The sequence below is a fragment of the Paenibacillus sp. HW567 genome (assembly GCF_000374185.1).
Lineage (GTDB): Bacteria > Bacillota > Bacilli > Paenibacillales > Paenibacillaceae > Paenibacillus_AQ.
Window position 1 is genome coordinate 2,519,358 of the sequence record NZ_KB910518.1, and the last position, 20,800, is coordinate 2,540,157.

Here is a 20,800-nt window from a genome sequence, read left to right on the forward strand (position 1 = left end):
ATTTTACAACTACATTTCAATCCACGACAAGAAAACTGGATATTTATGTAATTATAGTATTTTTATTATATTACAAAATTAGGAAGAGTCAAGAGATTTATGTAATTTGTCAAATAATCAAGAAACGTAACGAAGCGACGCCTTGTTTACACCATTTGCTGCTTAATTTCGTAACCAGTATGAGTTCTCAAGCAGAGTATGCCTTCGAATTTGACTAGCAGCAGCCTAAAGCTTATGATCTCCTTATAATTAGAATCCTAACTATGAATCCTATAAGGGAGAGGGTCGTATGGCAAAACCAGCTTCGAATACTCCATATTCAAATCTGATTCGGGAGATTGGCTTGAAACAGAAAAGAATAGGAGACGCCAGATTAATGGAGCTGGGGCTGAATTCTCAGCAGGGGCAGATGATCGGCTACATTTTTGAGAATCAGGATAAAGGTCTGATCCAAAAGGATTTGGCAGCGCACTTTAATCGCAAGGAAGCCAGCATCACCAGTATGCTTCAGGGATTAGAGAAAAAAGGGTATATTAAACGGGTCATTCCGAAAGACAATGAACGGCAGAAAAAAATCTATTTATTGGACAAGGCGGTTGTTCTTGTCGATGAATTCAATGAGATTTTTACGGAAGTGGAGAATAGCCTTACTAAGAGCCTTTCTGCAGAAGAAGCGGATACCTTAATGAATTTATTGATGAAAGTGAACTCGAACCTATAACCGCTAAGAATTGGCTTTTTTTGAAGTGAGAAAATATGACTGGAAAACAGGGGAAGAGGAAGCGGATGCCTACAATACTGGTTGCTGACGACGATGCGAACATTCGCGAACTCGTCTGTTTATTTTTACGGAATGACGGATACACAACAGCCGAAGCCGAGGACGGTAAGGAAGCACTGGCCGTGTATACCTCAACACATGTCGATCTTGTTGTGCTCGATATTATGATGCCTGTTATGGATGGCTGGACGTTATGCAAGGAGCTGCGGAGAGCCAATCCTGATCTTCCGTTGCTTATGCTGACTGCAAGAGGCGAAACATGGGAGAAAGTGAAGGGGTTCGACCTTGGGACGGATGATTATTTAACAAAGCCATTCGATCCGTTGGAATTGACAGCTCGTGTTAGAGCATTATTGAAACGATACCGGATTGGCTCCACACAGTCGATCCAGTTCGGCAATGTTGTTCTGGATCGGCAGACCTACAAGGTCAAGAATGGGACGGAGACGCTCACATTACCGCTCAAGGAGTTCGAATTGCTGTATAAGCTTGCTGGAACACCCGGGCAAGTCTATACACGCGAGCAGTTGATTGATGAAATTTGGGGGATTGATTACGCCGGAGATGATCGAACGGTTGACGTACATATTAAGCGTCTGCGGGAACGGTTTGCGGATACACCGGATTTTCGTATCGAAACTATGCGCGGGCTCGGCTATCGTCTTGAGGTCTATGAATGATCAGATCCTTATATATACGGGTCGTCCTGACATTTCTAGTGTCCGTAATCGGGGGCACGATTATTGCTTTTTATGTGGCCACTTGGGTGTTTTATGATCAGTTGAACGAAAATATGCAGATCACCTTACTGGATTTTGGCCAGGACGTCTCCCGGATTTACGAGATTTTACCGACGCGTGAAGCAGACTCATTCGTAGGTGAGATGAAGCAGCTCAATTCCTTTTATATTCGCATGTATGACGGGACGGGGCGGTTGCAGTCCTTCGGAGCGCTTAAGGGCCATAATCCTGGCACAGTGACTAAGGAGCAATTAAAGAAAGTACTCGATGGTGGAGTTGTTCAGGTCAGGACCAATGGAATTACTCCGCTCCTCTTGGGGCTGCCGTTGAAAACGGAAATGGGAACGAAAGCGATGTTTGTGGAGCAGCGTCCCCCTTCTTCCTCCTCATTTATGGTAAAGTGGGTTATCAACTTTTTAACCTATTCATTGATAGCGGGCAGCCTGCTGATTCTGGTTGCTGCGGTGTTCTTAATAAGACCGATCAAAAAACTGACAAAAGCGACTAAACAAATAGCAGATGGGGATTTCAGCGTCAAGCTGAATATTAAACAGAAGGGTGAGTTAGGGACTTTGGCCCGCAGCTTCGAAGAAATGATGCACGATTTGCAGCAGCTTGAGCAGATGCGCAGGGAATTTGTATCGAATGTATCCCATGAAGTGCAGTCGCCGCTTACCTCAATCTCCGGTTATGCTCAAGCACTCAAGCAAGTAGACATTGCGGAGCATGAACGAAGCCGTTATCTCGATATTATCATTGCAGAAGCTAACCGGATGTCCAAGCTGAGTGATAGTCTGCTCAAGCTGAGTCTGCTTGAATCACAGTCCCGGCAACTGCGGCTCACTCCGTTCAGCCTTGATGAGCAGATCAGACGAGTCATCGTTGCAATCCAGCCGCAATGGTCGGCCCGCAACATTAGTTTTGAGCTCGATCTGAAGCCTGTTCGGGTAATGGCGGATTATGATCAATTAAACCAGGTATGGACGAACCTGCTCGGCAATAGTATCAAATTTTCTAAGGATGGCGGCATTATTAACGTCAGCATCCAGCAGGATGTCAAAAATGTGCTCGTCACGATCTCCGACAATGGCATTGGTATTTCCCCCGAGGACCAGAAGCGTATATTCGAACGGTTTTTTAAGGCGGATCGTTCCCACAGTCGCAAGTACAGCGGTAGCGGTATGGGACTTGCTATCGTCAAACAGATTGTTTCCCTTCATCAAGGCGACATTCAAGTGGAGAGCGAGCTCGGCCGGGGAACGGCCGTCATAGTCACGCTGCCGGTCACAACGCGGGCAGATTAATTAGCCATCTCCATGCTACGGCATTATGTGCAAGCTTCCTTGCATGTGGTGCTGTAGCATTTTTTCGCTTATTCATATTCCGTTCATATTGTAGTCATTAGGAGTACATCTTCCTCATATAAGCTTTCATCAACGGCTAATGTAGCCCATAAACAGATGAGGACAGGAGAAGATGAGAGTGGAACAGAGCAAGGGAATGAACATTAGGACGGGCTCTAGAATGAAGAAAATGTTCACCATTTTACTTAAAACCATAGGAGTTATAGCTATAGCGATAGTATTATTTTTTGCCACTGTTTTTATAGTTAATGTGATCAGTAACAAATCGGAGCAAGGGAAAATACATTCCTATGGCCAGTTAGTACCTGTAGACGGGAAGAACATGAATGTTCTGATCCAAGGAAAAGGCGAAGAAACAGTCGTGCTGCTTCCAGGTTATGGTACAGGAGCGCCGGCGCTTGATTTTAAGCCGCTGGTAGAGGAGTTATCTCCATTTTACCGGGTAGTCGTAATTGAGCCTTTTGGTTATGGATTAAGTGATGGAACCGACAAAGAACGAAGCTTAAAGAATATTGTGAGTGAAATTCATGAAGCCTTGCAGCAGCTTAATATTCATCGCTATACTCTAATGGGCCATTCCATTGCGGGCATTTACGGACTGGATTATGTAAATACATATCCCAACGAAGTGAGTGCATTTGCCGGGATCGACAGCAGTGTTCCAACGCAAGGCGGTGTGGATGAAGAACTTCCAATAAAGTCCATTGAATTTCTCGAACAATCAGGTCTCTTAAGATTAATTAAGAAAGTAAGCGGTGACCCCTATGCCGGGCTGCCCTATGATGATGAAACAAAAGATCAGATGAGAATGATTTCGAATAAAAACTCGAATAATTCCACTATCATGAATGAAATGAAAAATTTTAGTGCTAATTTCAAAGCAGTCAAAAACTTGACATTCCCAAAAAATCTTCCCATTATCTTATTTGTACAGGCGAATGATACAGAAACTAAAGGATGGATACCGCTGCATGAAGAGCAAATAAAGAATTCTGTACATGAAAAAGTGGTAACCCTTGAAGGAAATCATTATTTACACCATACCAAGTCAAAAGAAATCGTTGAAAGCTTTCGGGAATTTATGAAAGAAGTAAAATAAGTGCAAAGAAAACCGTCCTTGGAGGCGGTTTTTTTTCTGGTTGAAATCATTAAAAATGTAGTTGGAATTGTTTGTTTTTTTTCATAATTAAATCTGTATTATTAGCAATGAACAATCAACAAAAAATGGAATTAATGAAATAAAAAAACAAGAGGAGGTAACCTGTATGCGAAGAGGAGTCGGCTTGTTGTTGTGCTCCACGATGGTACTTGGTTTGTTATTAGTGAATGAAGTACCGGGAACCAAGGTTAGCGCTGCTGCTGCCAGCGAACTGTCAGTCATAGATATATTCGGACGCGAGGTGAACGGATATGGAATTGATCTGGTAGACTGGCAGGGTTATCTGGCAAATCCCTATATCAAACTCACGGTTAAGCCCCCGGCGAACGCTGTATATCCAGTTACGGTAACTCTGCAGGCTGAAGGCTCTTCCCGGCTGATGATGGATTTGCCCAGCACCTTGTCCGCAAGTGGCGCGACCAAGACGCTGAAGTTCGCAAACGCTGCTGAAGCTAAAAACTTCCTGCTCGAAATTGCTCCGGACCGGATAGGGGGTGCAGGAAGCATTGAAAACTACACACTTTCTCTGCAAATCCGTGAAAACAACGGAAACATGAGAACCCAGACGATGCCCATTCGGGTTCTCGATCAGGACGACAACACAGACAGCACGTTTCCGCTAGTGTTTGATTACCGTTATGACACTGTCAATCATTACTTTGACGATCCGGGAATCCGAGCTGCGGCAGAGCGGGCAATCAAGGATTATTTCTACTTTCTGGACATTTCGCCCTTTGATACGGTTCCTGCCGGAGACGAGGTGAATATCGTACCGAACGACAATTTTAACGGCAATACAACGGTAAGTAACAATGCCCCTTTTAAGGGGGAGTGGATCTTCCTGCGGGGGATCAATGATCCTTACTCCACAGGCTGGTCCTCCAACAACGGGAAATATCACAAAATCAATGGGGTGAATGCGCCTGGCAATTTGCACCGTTCACTGGGGACGGCACTTGATTTCTACGCGAATGCCAGCGTCTTTACTTCGATCAACGATGACGATTGGTATAAGACGGACCTCAGCCAGGTGACGGATGTCTATGGCCTGATCATGCATGAATTTGGTCACGGCTTCGCTTACAGCGACAGTTGGCCCGGAATGGTTGCTTACTACAACAGCAATGGTACCAACGATGCGGAGGTGATCGCTTACCAGGGCCATGCAGTGAAGCTGGATACCAGCTATCATATTCCTGGTGATCAGGCCAGTTGGGACCGGATTAGCGGACAGAGCGGAGGCTGGAACCATCTCTTTCCGACCAGAAGATGGCTGCCGACCAAGCTGTCCCTGCTGATTGCGGAGAATGCAGGCTGGAAGCTGAACAAGAATCTGACTCCATTCCTGGCGCCTTCCATTACGACGAGCACTATCCCGAACGGAACTCAAGGGAAAAGCTATGCGGCACAGCTAACAGCTAATGGAGGGGTGCCGTTCTATGACTGGACGCTTGAGAGCGGCAGTCTGCCGCCCGGCCTTTCGCTAAACCGCTTTACCGGAGTGATCAGCGGGACCGTTGCGGCTTCGCCGCCGCAGTCTACCTATAATTTTACAGTTAAGCTGAGGGATTATGATGAGATGAGCACACCTGATCATAAGTCCTTTTCACTCCAACTGGGAGATACTTCGAATCCGGCTGCCATGTACGAAGCGGAAAGCGCGACAGTGAATAATGCTAACGTCAATGAAGCGGCTGGAGCTTCGGCCGGCAAATATATAGGTCAGATTGATTATCCGGACAGTTACGTTCAATTCGCTGTTCAGGCAGCGGCGGCAGGTTCTTATAAGCTGGAAATCCGCTATGCAAACGGGACCGGAGCGTTGTCGACCCAGAGTTTGAACGTTAATAATGGATCGGCACAGACCATCAGTTATCCGGCCACGGCGGGATGGGGACAATTCGGTACAGTGTCAACCACGGTCAATTTAAATAATGGGGCCAATACCATCCGCCTGTCCAAAGGAAGCACAGGTTATGCCGAACTGGATTACATCCGACTCATCCCGTTTTCACAGTAAAGTAGGATGGGCGTCACACAAATCTCCCGCCAGTAAATGTTTGGCGGGAGATTTGTGTTTGAGTAGAACCTTGGGTTTACAACAAATTTGCCAACCGGCACGAAAGTCCTTATTTGATTATTCCCAAGTACATATTCACAAAACCCGTATTTTGTACATATGTATATATGTTGATTATATCCCTTGTCGCTGCTAATAAACACTATTTTTCTGGTTTTTTGAGCTGACTCTTTTACCTGTGTGAGCCAGCATCTCATTATTCACCATTCACCTCAACTTTTAAACCTGCTGCTGCTTTCCTTTCTTCTCTCGGAGCAGCTTCATCCGTCAATGGATGCTGGAAATTGCACAGATGGATGCAAAGGAGATTCATCAGCCGCATAAGCCTGCAGTTGTGGCCCTAAAGACCTCCCGTTCACGCGTAATGGAGATTTTGGGTCTCCTGCTCAAGTCCAGATATCCCATTTTTGCATGGATATCCCGGGTAATTCGAATCTATAGACCCATCGCTCCGGGGCTATGCCTTTTGTTATACTTCCAAGAGAGGTTTCAAACCTCCTAGAATCAGGAATTTAATCGCAGCATCCTTCATTTCGCACGTAAATTCAAAACCCGCACAGAGGAGCGCAAAGACATGAACTTTTTCAAAAAACTGTTTGGCGGCAATGAAATGGGCAAATCGGAAGACGGTACCACAATTTACGGCTATGACGCTCCGGATGAGCGGCAGGTTACGACTCCCTCCAAAATTTTGTACATGGAAGAATTAAACGAACATTTTAATAAAGTCTTTCCAAACCGGGAAACCGGCGTGTTCCATGAACTGATTTCAGACATCGTACATATTGATGTGAACATTATGGAAGCTACACCTGATGAGCCATACCGAGTGCTGTACACCAATGGGATGAGCGATCTGCCGATGACACTCCCACAGGAGATCCGTAAAGAGTACAAGCATCTTGAACGCGCAGAGCTGATGATGTTTGTGCCGGCGGACTGGCCGCTTACGCAGAAGGATTTTGAAGCGGAGGAGAACTACTGGCCGATCCGGCTGATGAAGATGCTTGCCCGGTTCCCGCATATGTATCAGACGTGGCTTGGATACGGCCATACCATCCCCAACACGGAGGATTACGAGCCATATGCGCCTAACACTGAGCTGTCCGGCGTGATCCTGTTTGCTTTGCCGGAAGAGGTTAGCACGGTCCATACGAAAGATGGCAATCAGGTTCAGGTTTATTTCCTGGTTCCGATTTACCAGGAGGAAATGGAATTCAAACTGGAGTCCGGCATGGATGAACTGGTTGCCAAGCTGTCCGGGCTGCCCGGTGATTTCCTCGTTCTGAATCCGAATAGACCCAATGCTTGTAAATAACTGCCCGGATTAACGGGTTTGAAATAGCTTCAAAAGGCCTGAGCCTAAGTAATGGATATGACTTTGGGTTCAGCCTTTTTTGTTCTTGGTCCCTTTGCCTGTAAAGCCCCAAATTTGGGGCGGATACGTCACCGGCTAATGTTATGCCCAGCTCCATTCCGATGTTCCAGTACACCAGATTAACAGGTCTTTAAGCAGCATTGCTGCAAATAGGACGAGAAGATTTTTACATTGATTAGCATGTGCTTGTTATCCCCATCCAACTTGCTGAGTAAAATCCCTCCCTCCAACAAGGAAAATGCAAATGATGCTAGCGCATCCACATCCAGATCCTCCCTAAACTCCCCAGCTTGAATGCCGTCACGAATAATACCTTTCATCATATCCAAGAACGTATGCAGCCCTTGCCTTGCGCGACCACAAAGCTCCAAATGAGTATCGTCACTTTCTACAGCCGTATTCTGCATGGGACATCCGCCAATAAATGGTGGATCGTTGACGACATTCTCATAGACACGAAAAAAAGCAACCAACTTTCCTGAAGCAAACTGCTCTTGATCGATCGCTTCAGAAAATTTTCTGGTGACGATACTGGCAGCATAATTGTAAGCTTCAAGCGCTATCTCGTCTTTACTGGCAAAATGTCGATAGATGCCCCCCTTCTTAATTCCTGTGTCGGCAATAATATCGTTTAGCGATGTACCGGCATATCCTCTCTGGTTAAAAATTTCAGCCGATTTCATAATGATATGTTCCCGTGTTCTGTCCCCTTTTTTCATGAGCTCCTCCGTATGAACCTTATTTTATTTCATTTGTTTTAAAAGAATTATTCAATTCGGCCTTGCAATTCACTAATATCATGCTAATATAAAAAATACCGATCGGTCTCTTTCATATTATACAGTAAGCCATTCTAGAATGAAATAGCGCTGGCCCATTTTATTTCATCACAAGCATTCGCTTGTGGGAACAAATAAAACTTAATAGGGGGATTTTATAATGACTGTAAAAGTAGGTATTAACGGCTTTGGACGAATCGGACGACTCGCTTTTCGCCGGATTCAAGATGTGGAGGGCGTTGAGGTTGTAGCGATTAACGACCTTACGAACGCTAAAATGTTAGCACATCTGCTTAAATATGATACGACGCAAGGCACTTTTCACGGTGACATTGAAGTCTATGACGGAGCCTTCAAAGTAAACGGAAAAGAGGTTAAGGTTCTGGCTAAGCGGAATCCTGAAGAGCTTCCTTGGGGAGAGCTTGGCGTTGATATTGTTCTCGAATGTACAGGCTTCTTTACCACGAAAGAAAAGGCCGAGCTTCACCTGAAAGGCGGAGCGAAGAAGGTCGTCATTTCCGCCCCTGCTGCAGGTGACATGAAAACGATCGTATACAACGTGAACCATGACATACTGGACGGAACGGAAACCGTCATTTCCGGCGCTTCCTGCACAACCAACTGCCTGGCCCCTATGGCTAAAGCTCTGCACGACAAGTTTGGTATCCAATCCGGGCTGATGACGACCGTTCACGCTTACACGGGTAACCAAAAAACGCTTGACGCTCCAGATCCAAAAAACGATTTCCGGGCTGCTCGCGCCTCAGCGGAGAACATCGTTCCCTACTCTACCGGTGCCGCAAAAGCCATTGGCCTGGTTCTTCCGGAACTGAAGGGCAAACTGGATGGGGCATCTCAACGTGTACCTGTACCAACAGGTTCCGTGACTGAACTCGTTGCCGTTCTGAATACCAAGGTAACGGTTGAGCAAGTTAACGCTGCTATGAAAGAAGCTTCCGATCCAGAAACTTTCGGCTACACAGAAGACGAAATTGTATCTTCCGATATCAAAGGCATCACATTCGGTTCGCTCTTCGACGCCACGCAGACGAAAGTTCTGACAGTCGGTGACCAGCAATTGGTGAAAACCGCAGCTTGGTACGATAACGAAATGTCTTATACAGCCCAATTGGTTCGTACTCTGGAGCACTTCGCTAAGCTCGCTGATCAATAATCAAAAGATGGAGAAAAGGAACATTCTATGAAGGACCCGGCACTGACAATATTTTATTAAGAAATTATAAGTTAAGTTAAAAAACACACAGCCGGCCCCCCATGAGCCGGCTGTGTTGATTTAGCCCCTACACTGCTCCTGGGTTAAATACTATTATTATTCAACTATTATTCAACGGCTTTTTTCATAAATCAAGTCATATCATCCCGAAGCGCATCAATGATGTTTTCTTTTTTTATCTTGCTAATGGCATACAGCATGGTAACAAACACGATAAAGAGCACGCTGAACACGCTGATTCCGATACTGCCCCACGGGAACACAAAACCGATATTGTCCGCCCCGCCGCCGGACATCCCTTTGTAAATCAGCCAAGAAGAAATTACCGCTATGGGAAGCCCGTAGAGCAACGCCCTCATGCCATAAAAGGCACACTCGAAATTCATCATCTTTTGGAAACCGCGTTCAGACATCCCCACAGAGCGGAGCATAGCAAGCTCCCGCCGGCGCAGCTTGATATTCGTGGAAATCGTGTTGAATACATTGGCAACCGCAATAAGCGAAATCATAATGATAAATGTATAAGCGAACACGTTCGCAATAAATATATAATTACGGCTCTCATCAAGCATTTGATGAACATTGTACAGGGTATACTCTGCTGTAATTCCAGCACCCTTAATCATCGCTTCCATTTTAGCCACCGATTCCGAGGTGTTCTTTGACTGAAAGGTGAGGCCCTTAGCCACCGCATGGGTATTGGGGGTTACAAAATTCTCTTTGAGCGAATACGGGGCCAGCACTCTGAAAAAAAACGGATTCTTCGGCCCGGATTTCTCCAGGGTCAGAAGTGTATCAGGCGGGACGGCATTGACAAACTTAATGCTTACGTTTCGCCCCTGCTCTGTCCTCGGCTTGCCGGTTATTTCGGGAGCGATGGTAAAATTCATGGAAGAACTCTTGAACATATCCTTAAATTGGTCTGGCTCCTCCACCTGATTGCTTTGGCCTTGCATTTTGGCCACGGCGATCATTTTCGCATGTTGTCCGGTATATTCCTCTGCGGACAAGCCCAAGCCTTTGATTAATTTCAGATAAGCGCTGTCATCAAGAAACTGGAGGTCCATTGACAGATTAACCGTTTCGTCCGGCGAATGTGAACCCGCTAATCTCCAGTACATGTCTGAAAGATCGCTTGCTTTAACAGTGCTTGAATACTTCATAATCGCTTGATATGAGCTTTGGTAGACACCATCGGCGGTTTTTAGTTTGTCATAAAGTGTCAGCATTTCATCATCGTTCATGTCCGGTGTGGCCAAACCGATGTCATAGTCAGTATACACCTCTGCCCGCTCTGACGCCTGTTTCATATCTGTTACAAACGAACTGGCCGATATAAATAGCACTACGCTTAACACAAGTGATAGCACAATGCTGCGATAGCGCTTCTTGTTTCTTTTGAAATTCTTTAGCGCAAGGGTTCCCTCCAAACCGTAAATCCGCTGTGCCAGTTTTGACGTCTTCACGGCTCTGGATTCAACTTTGACCTCATTGGTCTGGCGAATACTCTCCATCACGGAAGTGCTTGCGGCCTTTCTGGCCGGGATATAGGCTGAAATCAGAATCGTAATCATGCTGACCGCCGCCGAGCCTATAATCGCAGGGGTGGACACCGTCAAGGTTAAGGAGACGTTGTTGTACATAATGTTCCCGAAATTCCTGGCGACAACGGAAATCACAAGCCCGACCCCGCCTATGCCAACGATAACGCCTATCGGTATGCCTACAGCACCGATACACAGCCCTTCAAACAGCACCGAATTTCGCAACTGCTTCGCAGTGGCTCCCACCGACGAGAGAATCCCGAACTGGCGTGTGCGTTCGTTCAGTGAGATGGTGAATGCGTTATAAATCAGAAAAACCGAGCCTATCATGACGATGGCGACTACAATGCCGCCAACCGAGTACAGAAACATGTTGAATATTTTATCGCCTGAATCATCCGAAAGACCCATGAAGCGCAGCACAGCATTATTCAAGATGTAGGCATGGCCTTCTGCTGTACTTTTTGCGTAAGCATGAACTTCACGCGGGTTTTTGAGCGTGACCAATAAGCTGAGATCCTCCGCCGTATCTGCAGCATCCGAGGTTGTAATTACGGTGTATCCCGGCGCGGAATCCTCCTCGAAGCGGGGCGTTTGGCAGATGCCGACCACTGTGTAAGTCCTCTTGCTGTGCGGCACAAGAGTTTCACCGCCGGAGGTGTACAGATCATTCTGGCCGAGCTTTACCTGTCCATTCATGCGGCTTCCCACAGCAAGGGACAGCGTATCGCCCACTGCATAATGAACACCGCCCTTGGTTAAGATGCTCCCCGAAATAAGAATTTCTCCGCTGTTGTTCGGCAGCCTGCCGGATAGCAGTGTGAAGGGCAGCATATCGAAGGTTTTCTCGCTGAACCCGGCAATAAAAAGATAAGGTCTGTTGGGATTCTCTCCGCCGTCAAGTGTTGCGTAGCCGATATTCTCAAAGGTTGCGGTGTTTTCAACGTTGTCGTTACTTGCCTGTTTTGCTGCGAAAGAAGAATCTACATCCTCAAATTCTACGTGCCAATTGCCGTATTTCTGGGCCGCACCGTCTGCCATATAGTTCAGCAGGGAAACGCCAAAGGTGGCTACGCCCGTAATCATGGCGGCGGACAGCACAACTCCGATTATCGTGACAATCGTTCGGGTGCGGCTCTTTTTCATGCTTTGCAGGGTAACTTTGTTGAAAATATTCATGGCCGTACCCTCTCGTCCCGCACTACTTTGCCGTCTGATATGCCGATAATGCGGTCTGCTTGCAGGGCGATATTCTCATCATGGGTGACGAGGAGCAGGGTCTGCCCATATTTTTTATTGCTTTCTTTCAGCAGTTTGATGATTTCATGTCCATTTCGGCTGTCCAAACTGCCTGTGGGTTCGTCGGCAAGCATGACCGCCGGGGCGTTCATCAAAGCGCGCCCTATGGAGACACGCTGCTGCTGACCACCCGAAAGCTGATTGGGTAAATGCGTTTTGCGGTCTTGCAGTCCAAGCATTTCCAAAAGATCATTCAGCCGTTCCCCGTTAACCTTGCGCTTATCCATCAGGATAGGCAAGGTGATGTTTTCCACCACATTCAGCGTGGGAATGAGGTTGTGGAACTGGTAAATCAGCCCAACCTGCCGCCGGCGGAAGATGGCGAGTTTTTCATTGCTCTGGGCATATACATCCTGTCCGTCCAAATACACCTGTCCGCTTGTCGGCATGTCCACTCCGCCGATGATGTGCAGCAATGTGGATTTGCCGGAGCCGGAGGAGCCGATGATTGCGGTAAACTCCCCTTTTTCGACGGTTAGCGAAACATGGTCAAGCGCGGCAACTTGGTTATCACCCTTGCCGTAGGACTTGCATAGATTTTCAATTTTTAAAAATTCCATTGTGTGAATCCCCTTTCTCATCTTCATTCCTATCATAGAACCTTCAGCTTACAGCTCTGTGACTTTCAGGTGAGAGATTCGTCACTTTGGAAATCGGATGGTGAATATCGCACCGCTTTGTGGATGATTTTTTGCGGTTATTGTCCCCCCCTGCCTTGTTATAATCATTCTGCAGAGAGCGAGTCCAATCCCGTATCCTGTAGCGTTTGGGTTTTTCCCACGATAAAACCTGTCAAACAGGTAGGGCAAATCTTCATTTTCAAAGCCCGCGCCGCTGTCGTGGATAGCAATCTCGATAAACAGCGGGGTGTCACTGCAGACAATTTCAATCTTCCCGTTCTCGCCTGCGCTTTCCATGCAATTCTTGAGGATATTCTGAATGGCTTCCGAGAGCCAAGCTGAATCGCCCTGAATCATCATCCCTGTCGGTGCGTCTATTTGCACATCAATATTGTGCAGCTCCATTGCGATCAGGAACGGGCGAAGCGCAGCCAATATTAAGCTGTTAACATCTATCTGCCCGCTTTGGAACACCACAATGCCCGCGTCCAAGCGGGATAATTTCAATAGAGAAGTGATCAGCCAATCCATTCGCACAAGCAACTCCTCTGTCTCCCGCACAAAGGCTTTCCGCTCGTTTTCATCAGGGTTATTCTCTAACAATGTTAGAATCAGGTTTACAGATGTGAGCGGAGTCCGGAGTTGGTGGGCTATGTCGGCCAGCGAATCGGCAAGATGTTCTTTTTCTTTTTTCAGTGCGCCGTTTTGCTCCCGGATACGCAGCATCATTTTTGTTATCTCGCTATGTAGAATGGCAAGTTCGCCCTCATCCGATTCAGCAATATACAAATGGTCAGCATTATGAAGCACAAGGTCGATTTGATTAGAAATCTGTGCAATGCTTTTGTATCGGGCTTTGGTAAAGACGAAAAAGGCTGTGCCAAAGGCGGCAGAAGAAGCGATGGCAAGAATTCCGGCTGCCGCATGGAGTGCAAATCCCAGCACTACAGCGGCGGCGGCCATTAAGGAGAACCAAACGGCAAATTGCCGAAATTCTCTATTCCGAAGCATATTCGCCACCCAATCTATATCCCGTGCCGCGAACGGTCAGAATGATTTGCGGGCTTGCCGGGTCGCTCTCTATCTTCTCCCGCAGGCGTTTGATGTACACGGTCAATGTATTATCATTAACAAATTCGCCCGCCGCGTCCCATAATTCGTCAAGCAGCCTGCCCCTCGTGATAATACTTTTGGGATTGTTAATAAACACCAGCAACAAGCGGTATTCCAATGCCGAAAGAAAAACCTCATTGCCGTTTTTTTTCACAACGCCGCTTGCCGTATCGACATGAAGCCCGCAGATTTCAAAAGCCGACTGAGCGCGCCCGCTTTTTCGCAGGGCGGTTCCAATTCGCGCAATCAATTCACGGGGACGAAAAGGCTTGGTGATATAGTCGTCTGCGCCCATGTTCAGCCCGGTAACAACACTGGCCTCATCGCCGGAAGCCGTCAGAAAGATAACGGGAATATCTTGCGTTTCTTTGATTTCCGTGCAAACCGTAAAGCCATTTCCGTCAGGCAAAGAAATATCAATCAACGCCAAGTCAAATCTATTCCCGGCAAGCGAGGCAATGGCGTCGCCCCGCGTTGGGGCATGGGTGATTGTAAATCCCTCCGCACGGAGTAAAAGCTCAAGGTTTCTGGCGATTGCCTTATCATCCTCAACCAGAAAAATTCGTGGCATTAGTCAGACCTCCGTTTCCTTATCTATTCTTGCAAGTCGTCTAATATCTTATATCAAAAACCCTTCCCAATCCAAGTAGCCCATGCCGACCAGCATCTACTGAAGCTTCGGATATCAAAAAAAGGATAAGCAATTAAATGCTCATCCATGTCTCGCTCTTATCTCTTTAATATTAAGTTCAAGCCAATTCACTTACACTTGTAGCTGTGCTACCGGTCTTGCTGAACCGGCTGCTTCCTCAGATCCTTTGGCCGTAGTCCATTCTGCTTTGCCTGGCGGTGCCAGAAGAAGTAGGTAGCGGACAGACGCCATAGAATACGCGGGAAATTGGGCTGAATGAACAGCGATTTCGCACTACTTTGGGTAAGGATAGCAGTGGAGAGCTGGGTCATTGCCGTGCCAAGATTCTTCAGCGGGCCTTTACCCAGCGGAACCTTTATGTCGAGCATCTCCCCTGCTCCGTTGCCAACGGCCATTCCAAAACGGAAGCCGCATCGGCTGCACCAGTTACTCACAATATCCGCTGCAATGGTGCACTGATGCCCTTCATAAAATCCATTATTAATTAGCGCATACACGATGAGGTTCGGATTTCCCGGCTCATTCTGCCGGTGATTCTCCAATTCGACCATCATCCGTAATAGATGTGAAGGGATGGCATCGAAATAGAGCGGAAATGCTAATACCATTACATCGGCTTCGTTAAGCTCCCGGTATTGCTCAGGCTTCAACTGCTGTACATTCACCCGGTATGAGGTTAGCTCATTGCTTTCGGTAATGAATGGCTTGAGCTTTTCCAGCAGAAGTCCAGAGTTGCTGGGTCCACCCTTGGGACTGCCGTTAATCAGAGCAATTTTCATCTATGCACCTCCGTCAAACCGTGAAGCGTGTTATGAAAAGAAACACTGTATTCGGAAACATCCAGATTCATTGCATTGGCCCGAATCAATGCTTGTGCCGTCTGGCGTTCGGTCTCCGTTATTCCTTCTCCATAGAAATGGACTGTGAATTTGAACTGCCGTTTGTAGCGTTGCTGGTGGTGGGTTTTACCGTTTTGGATTACAAAATAGGGTAGGATATAGGATAATGCCCGGTTCAAAACATTACTGACGAACGGGCTGTACCCTCCATATACGTTGCGGCTGATAAGTACGAACTCATCGCAGGCGGCGAGCCGTTCGCCCATGTGCATATAGGAGTCTTTAATCACACAGGTCCCCGGAGTGCGAACCCAACAACCAAAGCAACCTACGCAAGGACGAATGGAGCCAGTTTCTCCGATTACCTCATCGGTTTCCCCACTGAAGCCGCTTAGCGAAGCATCATACTCATGGTCGGCCAGATCATGGACAATCAGTCTCATTTGCTGTTCCCCCCGATTGAAGAATAATTTGCCAAACCTTTTGCCAATTGCCTGAATAACGAATGCCGCTGCTGGATAACAGTGATGCCACGCCGTGTACAAGCGACCAGTAGGCCATCAGCATTTTATCATCTAGCTCTGGTGGAAGACCCAAACTGCGGAACAGCCGGTAGCCCGTTGCCCGGAATACCGCGAATGGCGGGTAAGGCGGAGCATCTTCCACCCCTTCGTCCACCTGAATGATAATACCCGACTGAAAAAAGAGAAATGGCAGATAAGCAGGATGCTGCTCGAAAAAGGCAATATAAGCAGTTCCAAGCTTCTCCATTGCGGACATAGGGTCGCTTTGCCCTTGAATGGATTCCTGAAGGGAAGTTGTAAACTGTTCCGTAACATGATTTGCCATTGCCGTCAACAGTTCCTGTATATCCTTGAAGTGACTATAAGGGGCTGCGTGACTGACACCGCATTTGACGGCAACTTTACGCAAGGAGAAGCCTCCTAAACCCTCCTCGCCAATTAGCTTAATGCCTGTTTCAATTAACGTGTTACGTAAATCTCCATGATGATAGGGTCTAGGCTGCAACCGGAACGCTCCTTTCCACATCTTTACAATGTAAAGATAACCCTTAATCTTGACGCTGTCAAGATCATCTTACATGTTACTTCCGGCTGCACCGGCACCTTGCACTGGAATTCTTCATCGTACAAGTTGACCTAAATTAATCTCCCGGATCTTTTCCGGCGCCACTTTTGGTTTTCGGTCTTCGGTAAGCAGGCCGTTAACCTCATGCTGCACGTCCGTAATCTGCGTATAACAGTAGCCGGAAATAAACGGAATGGCTTTAATTGCCGCGGTTAATCTGCCAAAGCGTTCCAGGAAAGCTTCCTCATTATCCACCTGGTTGCCGTAACCCCAGCCATGCTCACTCCGGAAAGCAATCCCTCCATACTCGCTGATGATAATCGGCTGGCCTTTATAACTGTAGCCCTGGGCGAACGCAAATTTCCACTCGTTGTACGTTCCGCAGCTACCCGTAATCGCGTCTTTATTCTTATAGGTTTCGTACAGATCGTCTCCCCGTTCCATGTAATCATGGAGAGTCAGAATATCGGAAATGGTGTGCTCCCATCCATCATTGGTGATGACTGGACGATACGGGTCGATAGACTTGGTCAAATCATAAATACCTTCCGTAAATTTTTGCTGCCGCTTGTCATGGATAATATTCTGAATGCCCCAGGATTCATTAAAAGGCACCCAGGTAATAATGCAGGGATGATTGTACTGCTGCTGCACAACCTCCATCCATTCCCTGGTAAAACGCTCCACAGCTTCATCGTTATATTCATAAGCAGCCGCCATTTCGGACCAGACCAGCAACCCTTTGACATCACACCAGTATAGAAACCGGGCGTCTTCAATTTTCATATGCTTGCGCAAACCGTTGTAGCCCATCTCGAATATCGCCTCGATATCTTCGATCAGCGCTTCTTCAGACGGAGGCGTCAGATGACTTTCGGGCCAGTAGCCCTGATCCAGAATCAATCGTTGGTAAAGGGGAATATTGTTCAGCAGGATTTGGCCGTCTCTGATTGAGATTTTGCGCATACCGAAATAAGAGCCTACCCGGTCGATCTCTCGGTCTCCTTCATACAGCACAAACTCCACATCAAACAAATTTGGATTGCCCGGAGACCACAGATTTTGCAGCCAAGGCCCGTTGATGCCGCTCATCATGCCGGCTTCGAGCGTTAGCCAGGCTTTATCCACCGAAAGGCTAAGCTTCCTTACCGTTTCGCCCTTATATGTAATTTCTGTTTCCAGCCGGAGATCATTTTTGTTGTTCGCACCGTTAAAGCGGAAGTCAAAGCGGATCATTTGCCGGTCAATATCCGGTGTCATTTTCACCCTATCCAAGCGGGTTTCATGGACATGCTCGAGCCAGACGCTTTTCCAAATGCCTGTCGTCTGCACATAAAACGAATCATGATTCCGTCCGGCCCAGCGCTGCTTGCCCCGAGGCTGTTGACAGCTATCGCTGTCTTCCACTCTCAGCACAATTTCATTCTCGGCGTCTTGCTTGAGCAGTTCAGTAATATCCAAGGAAAACCGGGCATACGCCCCTTCATGCTCCCCCGCATATCTGCCGTTTACATAGCAGTAGGCCTGATAATCCACACCTTCGAAATGGAGGATCGTTCGTTTCCCTGCTGCCTCTGGGGAAAGTGTCAGTTGTCTGCGATACCAGATCTGCGCATGGAATTTCTCCTCACCGATTCCGCTCGCCCGGGTCTCATAGGTAAACGGAACAGTTATTTTGTGTGCGGCCGGAAAATGCTCCATCCAGCGCTCCGCAACACCGGCTTTTTCATCATCGAAACTGAAATCCCACTCCCCGTTCAGATCCAGCCACTGGCTCCGTACAAATTGGGGTCTCGGATAATTTTTCATATAAAATTTCGTAGCTGCCGTGGGCATCTTAGCACCAATCCCTCTCTCTAATTACTGAAGTATCCTCTGTATTTCATATCACAGATTACTATCTTGTTCAGAGAAAGAAAATGATTTATTCTATCTAGAGACTGATCTATTATCCTTTTGAGGAGTGGACTTCACTGATACATCTAAAGCGATGCGGCTATAATGTGATTCATCCGGAAGGCTTTACTGTCGACCGCCCGGACGGCTCCGGCGATTACGTCTTTTTATTCTTTCGGAGCCAAATGGAGCTTAGGATTCATTCGCAAGCTGTGCTTGCTGAGCCTAATACCTTTATTATTTTTAATAAAAACAGCCCATATTTCTACCGGGATGCCGAACAGCCGCTGGTCCATGACTGGTTCCATTTTGAAATGGAGGATGCAGATGCTTTTTTTGACCGGCTGAAGCTCCCTCTGGATACATTAATCCAAGCCTATGACCCCTTGTATATCTCCAGAAAAGTGAATGATATTCATTGGGAGAATCTGCAGAATGGAACATTTCACAATGAGATTATTGATTATACCCTTCGTTGCCTGTTCATGAAGCTTAGCGATATTCGAAATCATCTGGAGCCACATAATCAGATTAGTAAATACTATGAGCCGTTCCTGAACCTGAGAAACGAAGTTTTCAGTTCCCCTTCTACTTGGTATACTGTCGAGTTCTTGGCGGACAAGATGAATATGAGCCGGTCTTACTTTCAGCATATATACAAACAAATCTTTGGCATATCGGTAATTAACGATATCATCCTTAACAGACTAGGATATGCCTCCTATTTACTGAAGAACACAGCCTATACGATCAGCCATATCTCTGAAATTTGCGGTTATGAGAACGATGTACATTTTATGCGGCAATTCAAAAAATCCGTAGGCATAACTCCAAGTGAATACAGAGGAAGGTCTGATGCTGGGCGATAGCCGAATTGTCTTATAGAAAATCCATTATGAACCTCACGATGATTGTTGAGTCTCTTCAACAATGAACGTGAGGTTCATTTTTTTAATAAATTAGGAATTGAAATGGTTTATGCTAAATCCCCTTCTGCCCTCCCTTCAGGTTTTCTTAAGATTTTCTTTAGAAATACTCTCCTTAATTCCTTAGTTTTTCTCGTTATGATACCTCTATCGACAGGAGGAGCTGATAAGAATGACCGTTAATACAGTGCTAGACCTTATTCATCAATATGGTTATCTATTCTTTTTCCTCGCTTTTTCCTTGGGGCCATTTGGAGTCCCGATCCCCAATGAAATAACCATCCTTACCGGTGCCATTCTAAGCCGCTCAGGCGTTATTAATCACTGGGCTACTTATATTTGTATTCTGTCAGGTTTTCTAATTGCGGTCACGGTTGCTTATTGTGCAGGTAAGCTATTTGGTCACGGGTTTAAGAAAAAGCTGTCGAACAATAAACACTACTTGGAAGCCGAATCCATCTTAAGAAAAAGAGGCGATGTAGCGATGTGTATCGGGATGTTCATCCCGGTTGTACGTTATTTTATGCCTTTGCTGATTGGGCTGAGCGGTATTCATTATAAAAAATTTGCTCTTATTACGTACTCGAGTGCCTTGCTCTGGACGATAACCTTTTTTGCTTTAGGCACTTTTTTTGGAAACCCCATTTTATCATTGCTGCATGCTTGAGTTTTGGAGGCCGGCAATGCGTTTTGAAGCAAACGAATCAGATCATAATAATCAATACTGGAGGAAATTACAATGAACACCAATAATAATCTATTATTTTTGAGAAGCTTTATGAGAAATCCTAAAAGTGTGGGGAGTATTATCCCAAGCTCCCGTTTTTTAGCCAACGCGATGGTTAACGAAGCAATCTGGCAGGAAGGCACTGCAGTTGCAGAGCTTGGGTCAGGGACTGGTGCGATTACCCGGTACGTTCAAACAAATGCAAATGAAAATACGAAAGTGCTGTTATTTGAAATGGATCAGACCATGAGAAGCAATTTACAAAACGATTATCCAAACTTCACTTGTCACCCGAACGCTGCTGCTTTGGTGGATGCCATGAAGAACGAAGGCTTACAACAATTGGACTATATTTTTAGCGGTTTGCCTTTTTTTAATTTCGAACGTACATTAAGGGATACATTGATTGAACAAATTCACCAGGCTTTGAAACCCGAAGGACTGTTTATTGCTTTTCAATATTCGCTACAGATGAAGAAGCAGCTTTCCGAGAAGTTTATTATTGAGAAAATTAAATTTGTACCGCTCAATATTCCTTCCGCTTTCGTTTATGTTTGTCGTAAAAAAGAATAGAAAGGAT

General features: G+C 46.4%; 19 protein-coding genes. 10 read left to right on the forward strand and 9 right to left on the reverse strand.

The window, feature by feature from the left end; translation table 11 throughout:
* The first annotated feature begins 289 nt into the window (after positions 1-289).
* The 6 genes from B212_RS0111455 (at position 290) to B212_RS0111480 (ending at position 7,442) form a co-directional block, all read left to right on the forward strand.
* Entirely contained in the window at positions 290-721 is a 432-nt protein-coding gene (locus B212_RS0111455; RefSeq protein ID WP_028530759.1) for a MarR family winged helix-turn-helix transcriptional regulator, read from the forward strand.
* A gap of 65 nt (positions 722-786) precedes the next feature.
* Positions 787-1,461: a response regulator transcription factor gene (locus B212_RS0111460; RefSeq protein ID WP_019910897.1), complete on the forward strand. Its 675-nt coding sequence runs from the start codon at positions 787-789 to the stop codon at positions 1,459-1,461.
* Positions 1,458-2,825 carry a sensor histidine kinase gene (locus B212_RS0111465; RefSeq protein ID WP_019910899.1) on the forward strand — a complete coding sequence of 456 codons (1,368 nt, stop codon included), beginning with the start codon at positions 1,458-1,460 and terminating at the stop codon, positions 2,823-2,825. Before B212_RS0111460 ends, B212_RS0111465 begins: the two co-directional genes overlap by 4 nt.
* 178 nt (positions 2,826-3,003) lie before the next feature.
* A complete protein-coding gene (locus tag B212_RS0111470; RefSeq protein WP_019910900.1) occupies positions 3,004-3,984 on the forward strand; it encodes an alpha/beta fold hydrolase in 981 nt (326 codons plus the stop codon).
* Between the two features lie 166 nt (positions 3,985-4,150).
* On the forward strand, positions 4,151-6,064 hold the full coding sequence (locus tag B212_RS31285; RefSeq protein WP_019910903.1) for a putative Ig domain-containing protein: 1,914 nt from the start codon (positions 4,151-4,153) through the stop codon (positions 6,062-6,064).
* Between the two features lie 634 nt (positions 6,065-6,698).
* Positions 6,699-7,442: a suppressor of fused domain protein gene (locus tag B212_RS0111480; RefSeq protein WP_019910904.1), complete on the forward strand. Its 744-nt coding sequence runs from the start codon at positions 6,699-6,701 to the stop codon at positions 7,440-7,442.
* Positions 7,443-7,621: 179 nt separating this feature from the next.
* Here the strand turns inward: B212_RS0111480 and B212_RS0111485 are convergent, their stop codons facing one another.
* On the reverse strand, positions 7,622-8,221 hold the full coding sequence (locus tag B212_RS0111485) for a TetR/AcrR family transcriptional regulator (protein ID WP_019910905.1): 600 nt from the start codon (positions 8,219-8,221) through the stop codon (positions 7,622-7,624).
* A gap of 220 nt (positions 8,222-8,441) precedes the next feature.
* On the opposite strand from B212_RS0111485, the gene gap reads away from it, so the two are divergent.
* Complete coding sequence (gene gap, locus B212_RS0111490; RefSeq protein WP_019910906.1) at positions 8,442-9,455, forward strand: type I glyceraldehyde-3-phosphate dehydrogenase; 1,014 nt, start codon at positions 8,442-8,444, stop codon at positions 9,453-9,455.
* Positions 9,456-9,646: 191 nt separating this feature from the next.
* Here gap and B212_RS0111495 read toward each other — a convergent pair whose 3' ends face one another.
* The 8 genes from B212_RS0111495 to B212_RS0111530 form a co-directional block, all read right to left on the reverse strand.
* A complete protein-coding gene (locus tag B212_RS0111495; RefSeq protein ID WP_019910907.1) occupies positions 9,647-12,238 on the reverse strand; it encodes an ABC transporter permease in 2,592 nt (863 codons plus the stop codon).
* Positions 12,235-12,918 carry an ABC transporter ATP-binding protein gene (locus B212_RS0111500; RefSeq protein WP_019910908.1) on the reverse strand — a complete coding sequence of 228 codons (684 nt, stop codon included), beginning with the start codon at positions 12,916-12,918 and terminating at the stop codon, positions 12,235-12,237. Before B212_RS0111500 ends, B212_RS0111495 begins: the two co-directional genes overlap by 4 nt.
* Before the next feature lie 81 nt (positions 12,919-12,999).
* A complete protein-coding gene (locus tag B212_RS0111505; protein WP_019910909.1) occupies positions 13,000-13,989 on the reverse strand; it encodes a sensor histidine kinase in 990 nt (329 codons plus the stop codon).
* Entirely contained in the window at positions 13,976-14,662 is a 687-nt protein-coding gene (locus B212_RS0111510; RefSeq protein ID WP_019910910.1) for a response regulator transcription factor, read from the reverse strand. Before B212_RS0111510 ends, B212_RS0111505 begins: the two co-directional genes overlap by 14 nt.
* 209 nt (positions 14,663-14,871) lie before the next feature.
* Positions 14,872-15,522 (reverse strand): hypothetical protein, encoded by a 651-nt coding sequence (locus B212_RS0111515; protein ID WP_019910911.1) that lies wholly within the window; start codon positions 15,520-15,522, stop codon positions 14,872-14,874.
* On the reverse strand, positions 15,519-16,025 hold the full coding sequence (locus B212_RS0111520; RefSeq protein ID WP_019910912.1) for a flavodoxin family protein: 507 nt from the start codon (positions 16,023-16,025) through the stop codon (positions 15,519-15,521). Before B212_RS0111520 ends, B212_RS0111515 begins: the two co-directional genes overlap by 4 nt.
* Complete coding sequence (locus B212_RS0111525; RefSeq protein WP_084673276.1) at positions 16,006-16,632, reverse strand: TetR/AcrR family transcriptional regulator; 627 nt, start codon at positions 16,630-16,632, stop codon at positions 16,006-16,008. Before B212_RS0111525 ends, B212_RS0111520 begins: the two co-directional genes overlap by 20 nt.
* A 93-nt stretch (positions 16,633-16,725) precedes the next feature.
* Positions 16,726-18,507, reverse strand: coding sequence for a glycoside hydrolase family 2 protein (locus tag B212_RS0111530; RefSeq protein WP_019910914.1), 1,782 nt, complete (start codon positions 18,505-18,507; stop codon positions 16,726-16,728).
* 167 nt (positions 18,508-18,674) lie between these two features.
* Here B212_RS0111530 and B212_RS0111535 point away from each other — a divergent pair, with 167 nt between their 5' ends.
* The 3 genes from B212_RS0111535 (at position 18,675) to B212_RS0111545 (ending at position 20,793) form a co-directional block, all read left to right on the forward strand.
* Positions 18,675-19,436: a helix-turn-helix domain-containing protein gene (locus B212_RS0111535; RefSeq protein ID WP_019910915.1), complete on the forward strand. Its 762-nt coding sequence runs from the start codon at positions 18,675-18,677 to the stop codon at positions 19,434-19,436.
* A gap of 229 nt (positions 19,437-19,665) precedes the next feature.
* Complete coding sequence (locus B212_RS0111540; RefSeq protein WP_019910917.1) at positions 19,666-20,160, forward strand: DedA family protein; 495 nt, start codon at positions 19,666-19,668, stop codon at positions 20,158-20,160.
* A 72-nt stretch (positions 20,161-20,232) separates the two neighbouring features.
* Entirely contained in the window at positions 20,233-20,793 is a 561-nt protein-coding gene (locus B212_RS0111545) for a class I SAM-dependent methyltransferase (RefSeq protein WP_019910918.1), read from the forward strand.
* The last annotated feature ends 7 nt before the right edge of the window (positions 20,794-20,800 follow it).

Bases quoted from the DNA above. Each gene is read 5' to 3' on its own strand.
- B212_RS0111455 (WP_028530759.1), top strand. From the start codon at position 290: ATGGCAAAACCAGCTTCGAATACTCCATATTCAAATCTGATTCGGGAG.
- B212_RS0111460 (WP_019910897.1), top strand. From the start codon at position 787: ATGCCTACAATACTGGTTGCTGACGACGATGCGAACATTCGCGAACTC.
- B212_RS0111465 (WP_019910899.1), top strand. From the start codon at position 1,458: ATGATCAGATCCTTATATATACGGGTCGTCCTGACATTTCTAGTGTCC.
- B212_RS31285 (WP_019910903.1), top strand. From the start codon at position 4,151: ATGCGAAGAGGAGTCGGCTTGTTGTTGTGCTCCACGATGGTACTTGGT.
- B212_RS0111480 (WP_019910904.1), top strand. From the start codon at position 6,699: ATGAACTTTTTCAAAAAACTGTTTGGCGGCAATGAAATGGGCAAATCG.
- B212_RS0111485 (WP_019910905.1), bottom strand. From the start codon at position 8,221: ATGAAAAAAGGGGACAGAACACGGGAACATATCATTATGAAATCGGCT.
- gap (WP_019910906.1), top strand. From the start codon at position 8,442: ATGACTGTAAAAGTAGGTATTAACGGCTTTGGACGAATCGGACGACTC.
- B212_RS0111495 (WP_019910907.1), bottom strand. From the start codon at position 12,238: ATGAATATTTTCAACAAAGTTACCCTGCAAAGCATGAAAAAGAGCCGC.
- B212_RS0111500 (WP_019910908.1), bottom strand. From the start codon at position 12,918: ATGGAATTTTTAAAAATTGAAAATCTATGCAAGTCCTACGGCAAGGGT.
- B212_RS0111505 (WP_019910909.1), bottom strand. From the start codon at position 13,989: ATGCTTCGGAATAGAGAATTTCGGCAATTTGCCGTTTGGTTCTCCTTA.
- B212_RS0111510 (WP_019910910.1), bottom strand. From the start codon at position 14,662: ATGCCACGAATTTTTCTGGTTGAGGATGATAAGGCAATCGCCAGAAAC.
- B212_RS0111515 (WP_019910911.1), bottom strand. From the start codon at position 15,522: ATGAAAATTGCTCTGATTAACGGCAGTCCCAAGGGTGGACCCAGCAAC.
- B212_RS0111520 (WP_019910912.1), bottom strand. From the start codon at position 16,025: ATGAGACTGATTGTCCATGATCTGGCCGACCATGAGTATGATGCTTCG.
- B212_RS0111525 (WP_084673276.1), bottom strand. From the start codon at position 16,632: ATGTGGAAAGGAGCGTTCCGGTTGCAGCCTAGACCCTATCATCATGGA.
- B212_RS0111530 (WP_019910914.1), bottom strand. From the start codon at position 18,507: ATGCCCACGGCAGCTACGAAATTTTATATGAAAAATTATCCGAGACCC.
- B212_RS0111540 (WP_019910917.1), top strand. From the start codon at position 19,666: ATGACCGTTAATACAGTGCTAGACCTTATTCATCAATATGGTTATCTA.
- B212_RS0111545 (WP_019910918.1), top strand. From the start codon at position 20,233: ATGAACACCAATAATAATCTATTATTTTTGAGAAGCTTTATGAGAAAT.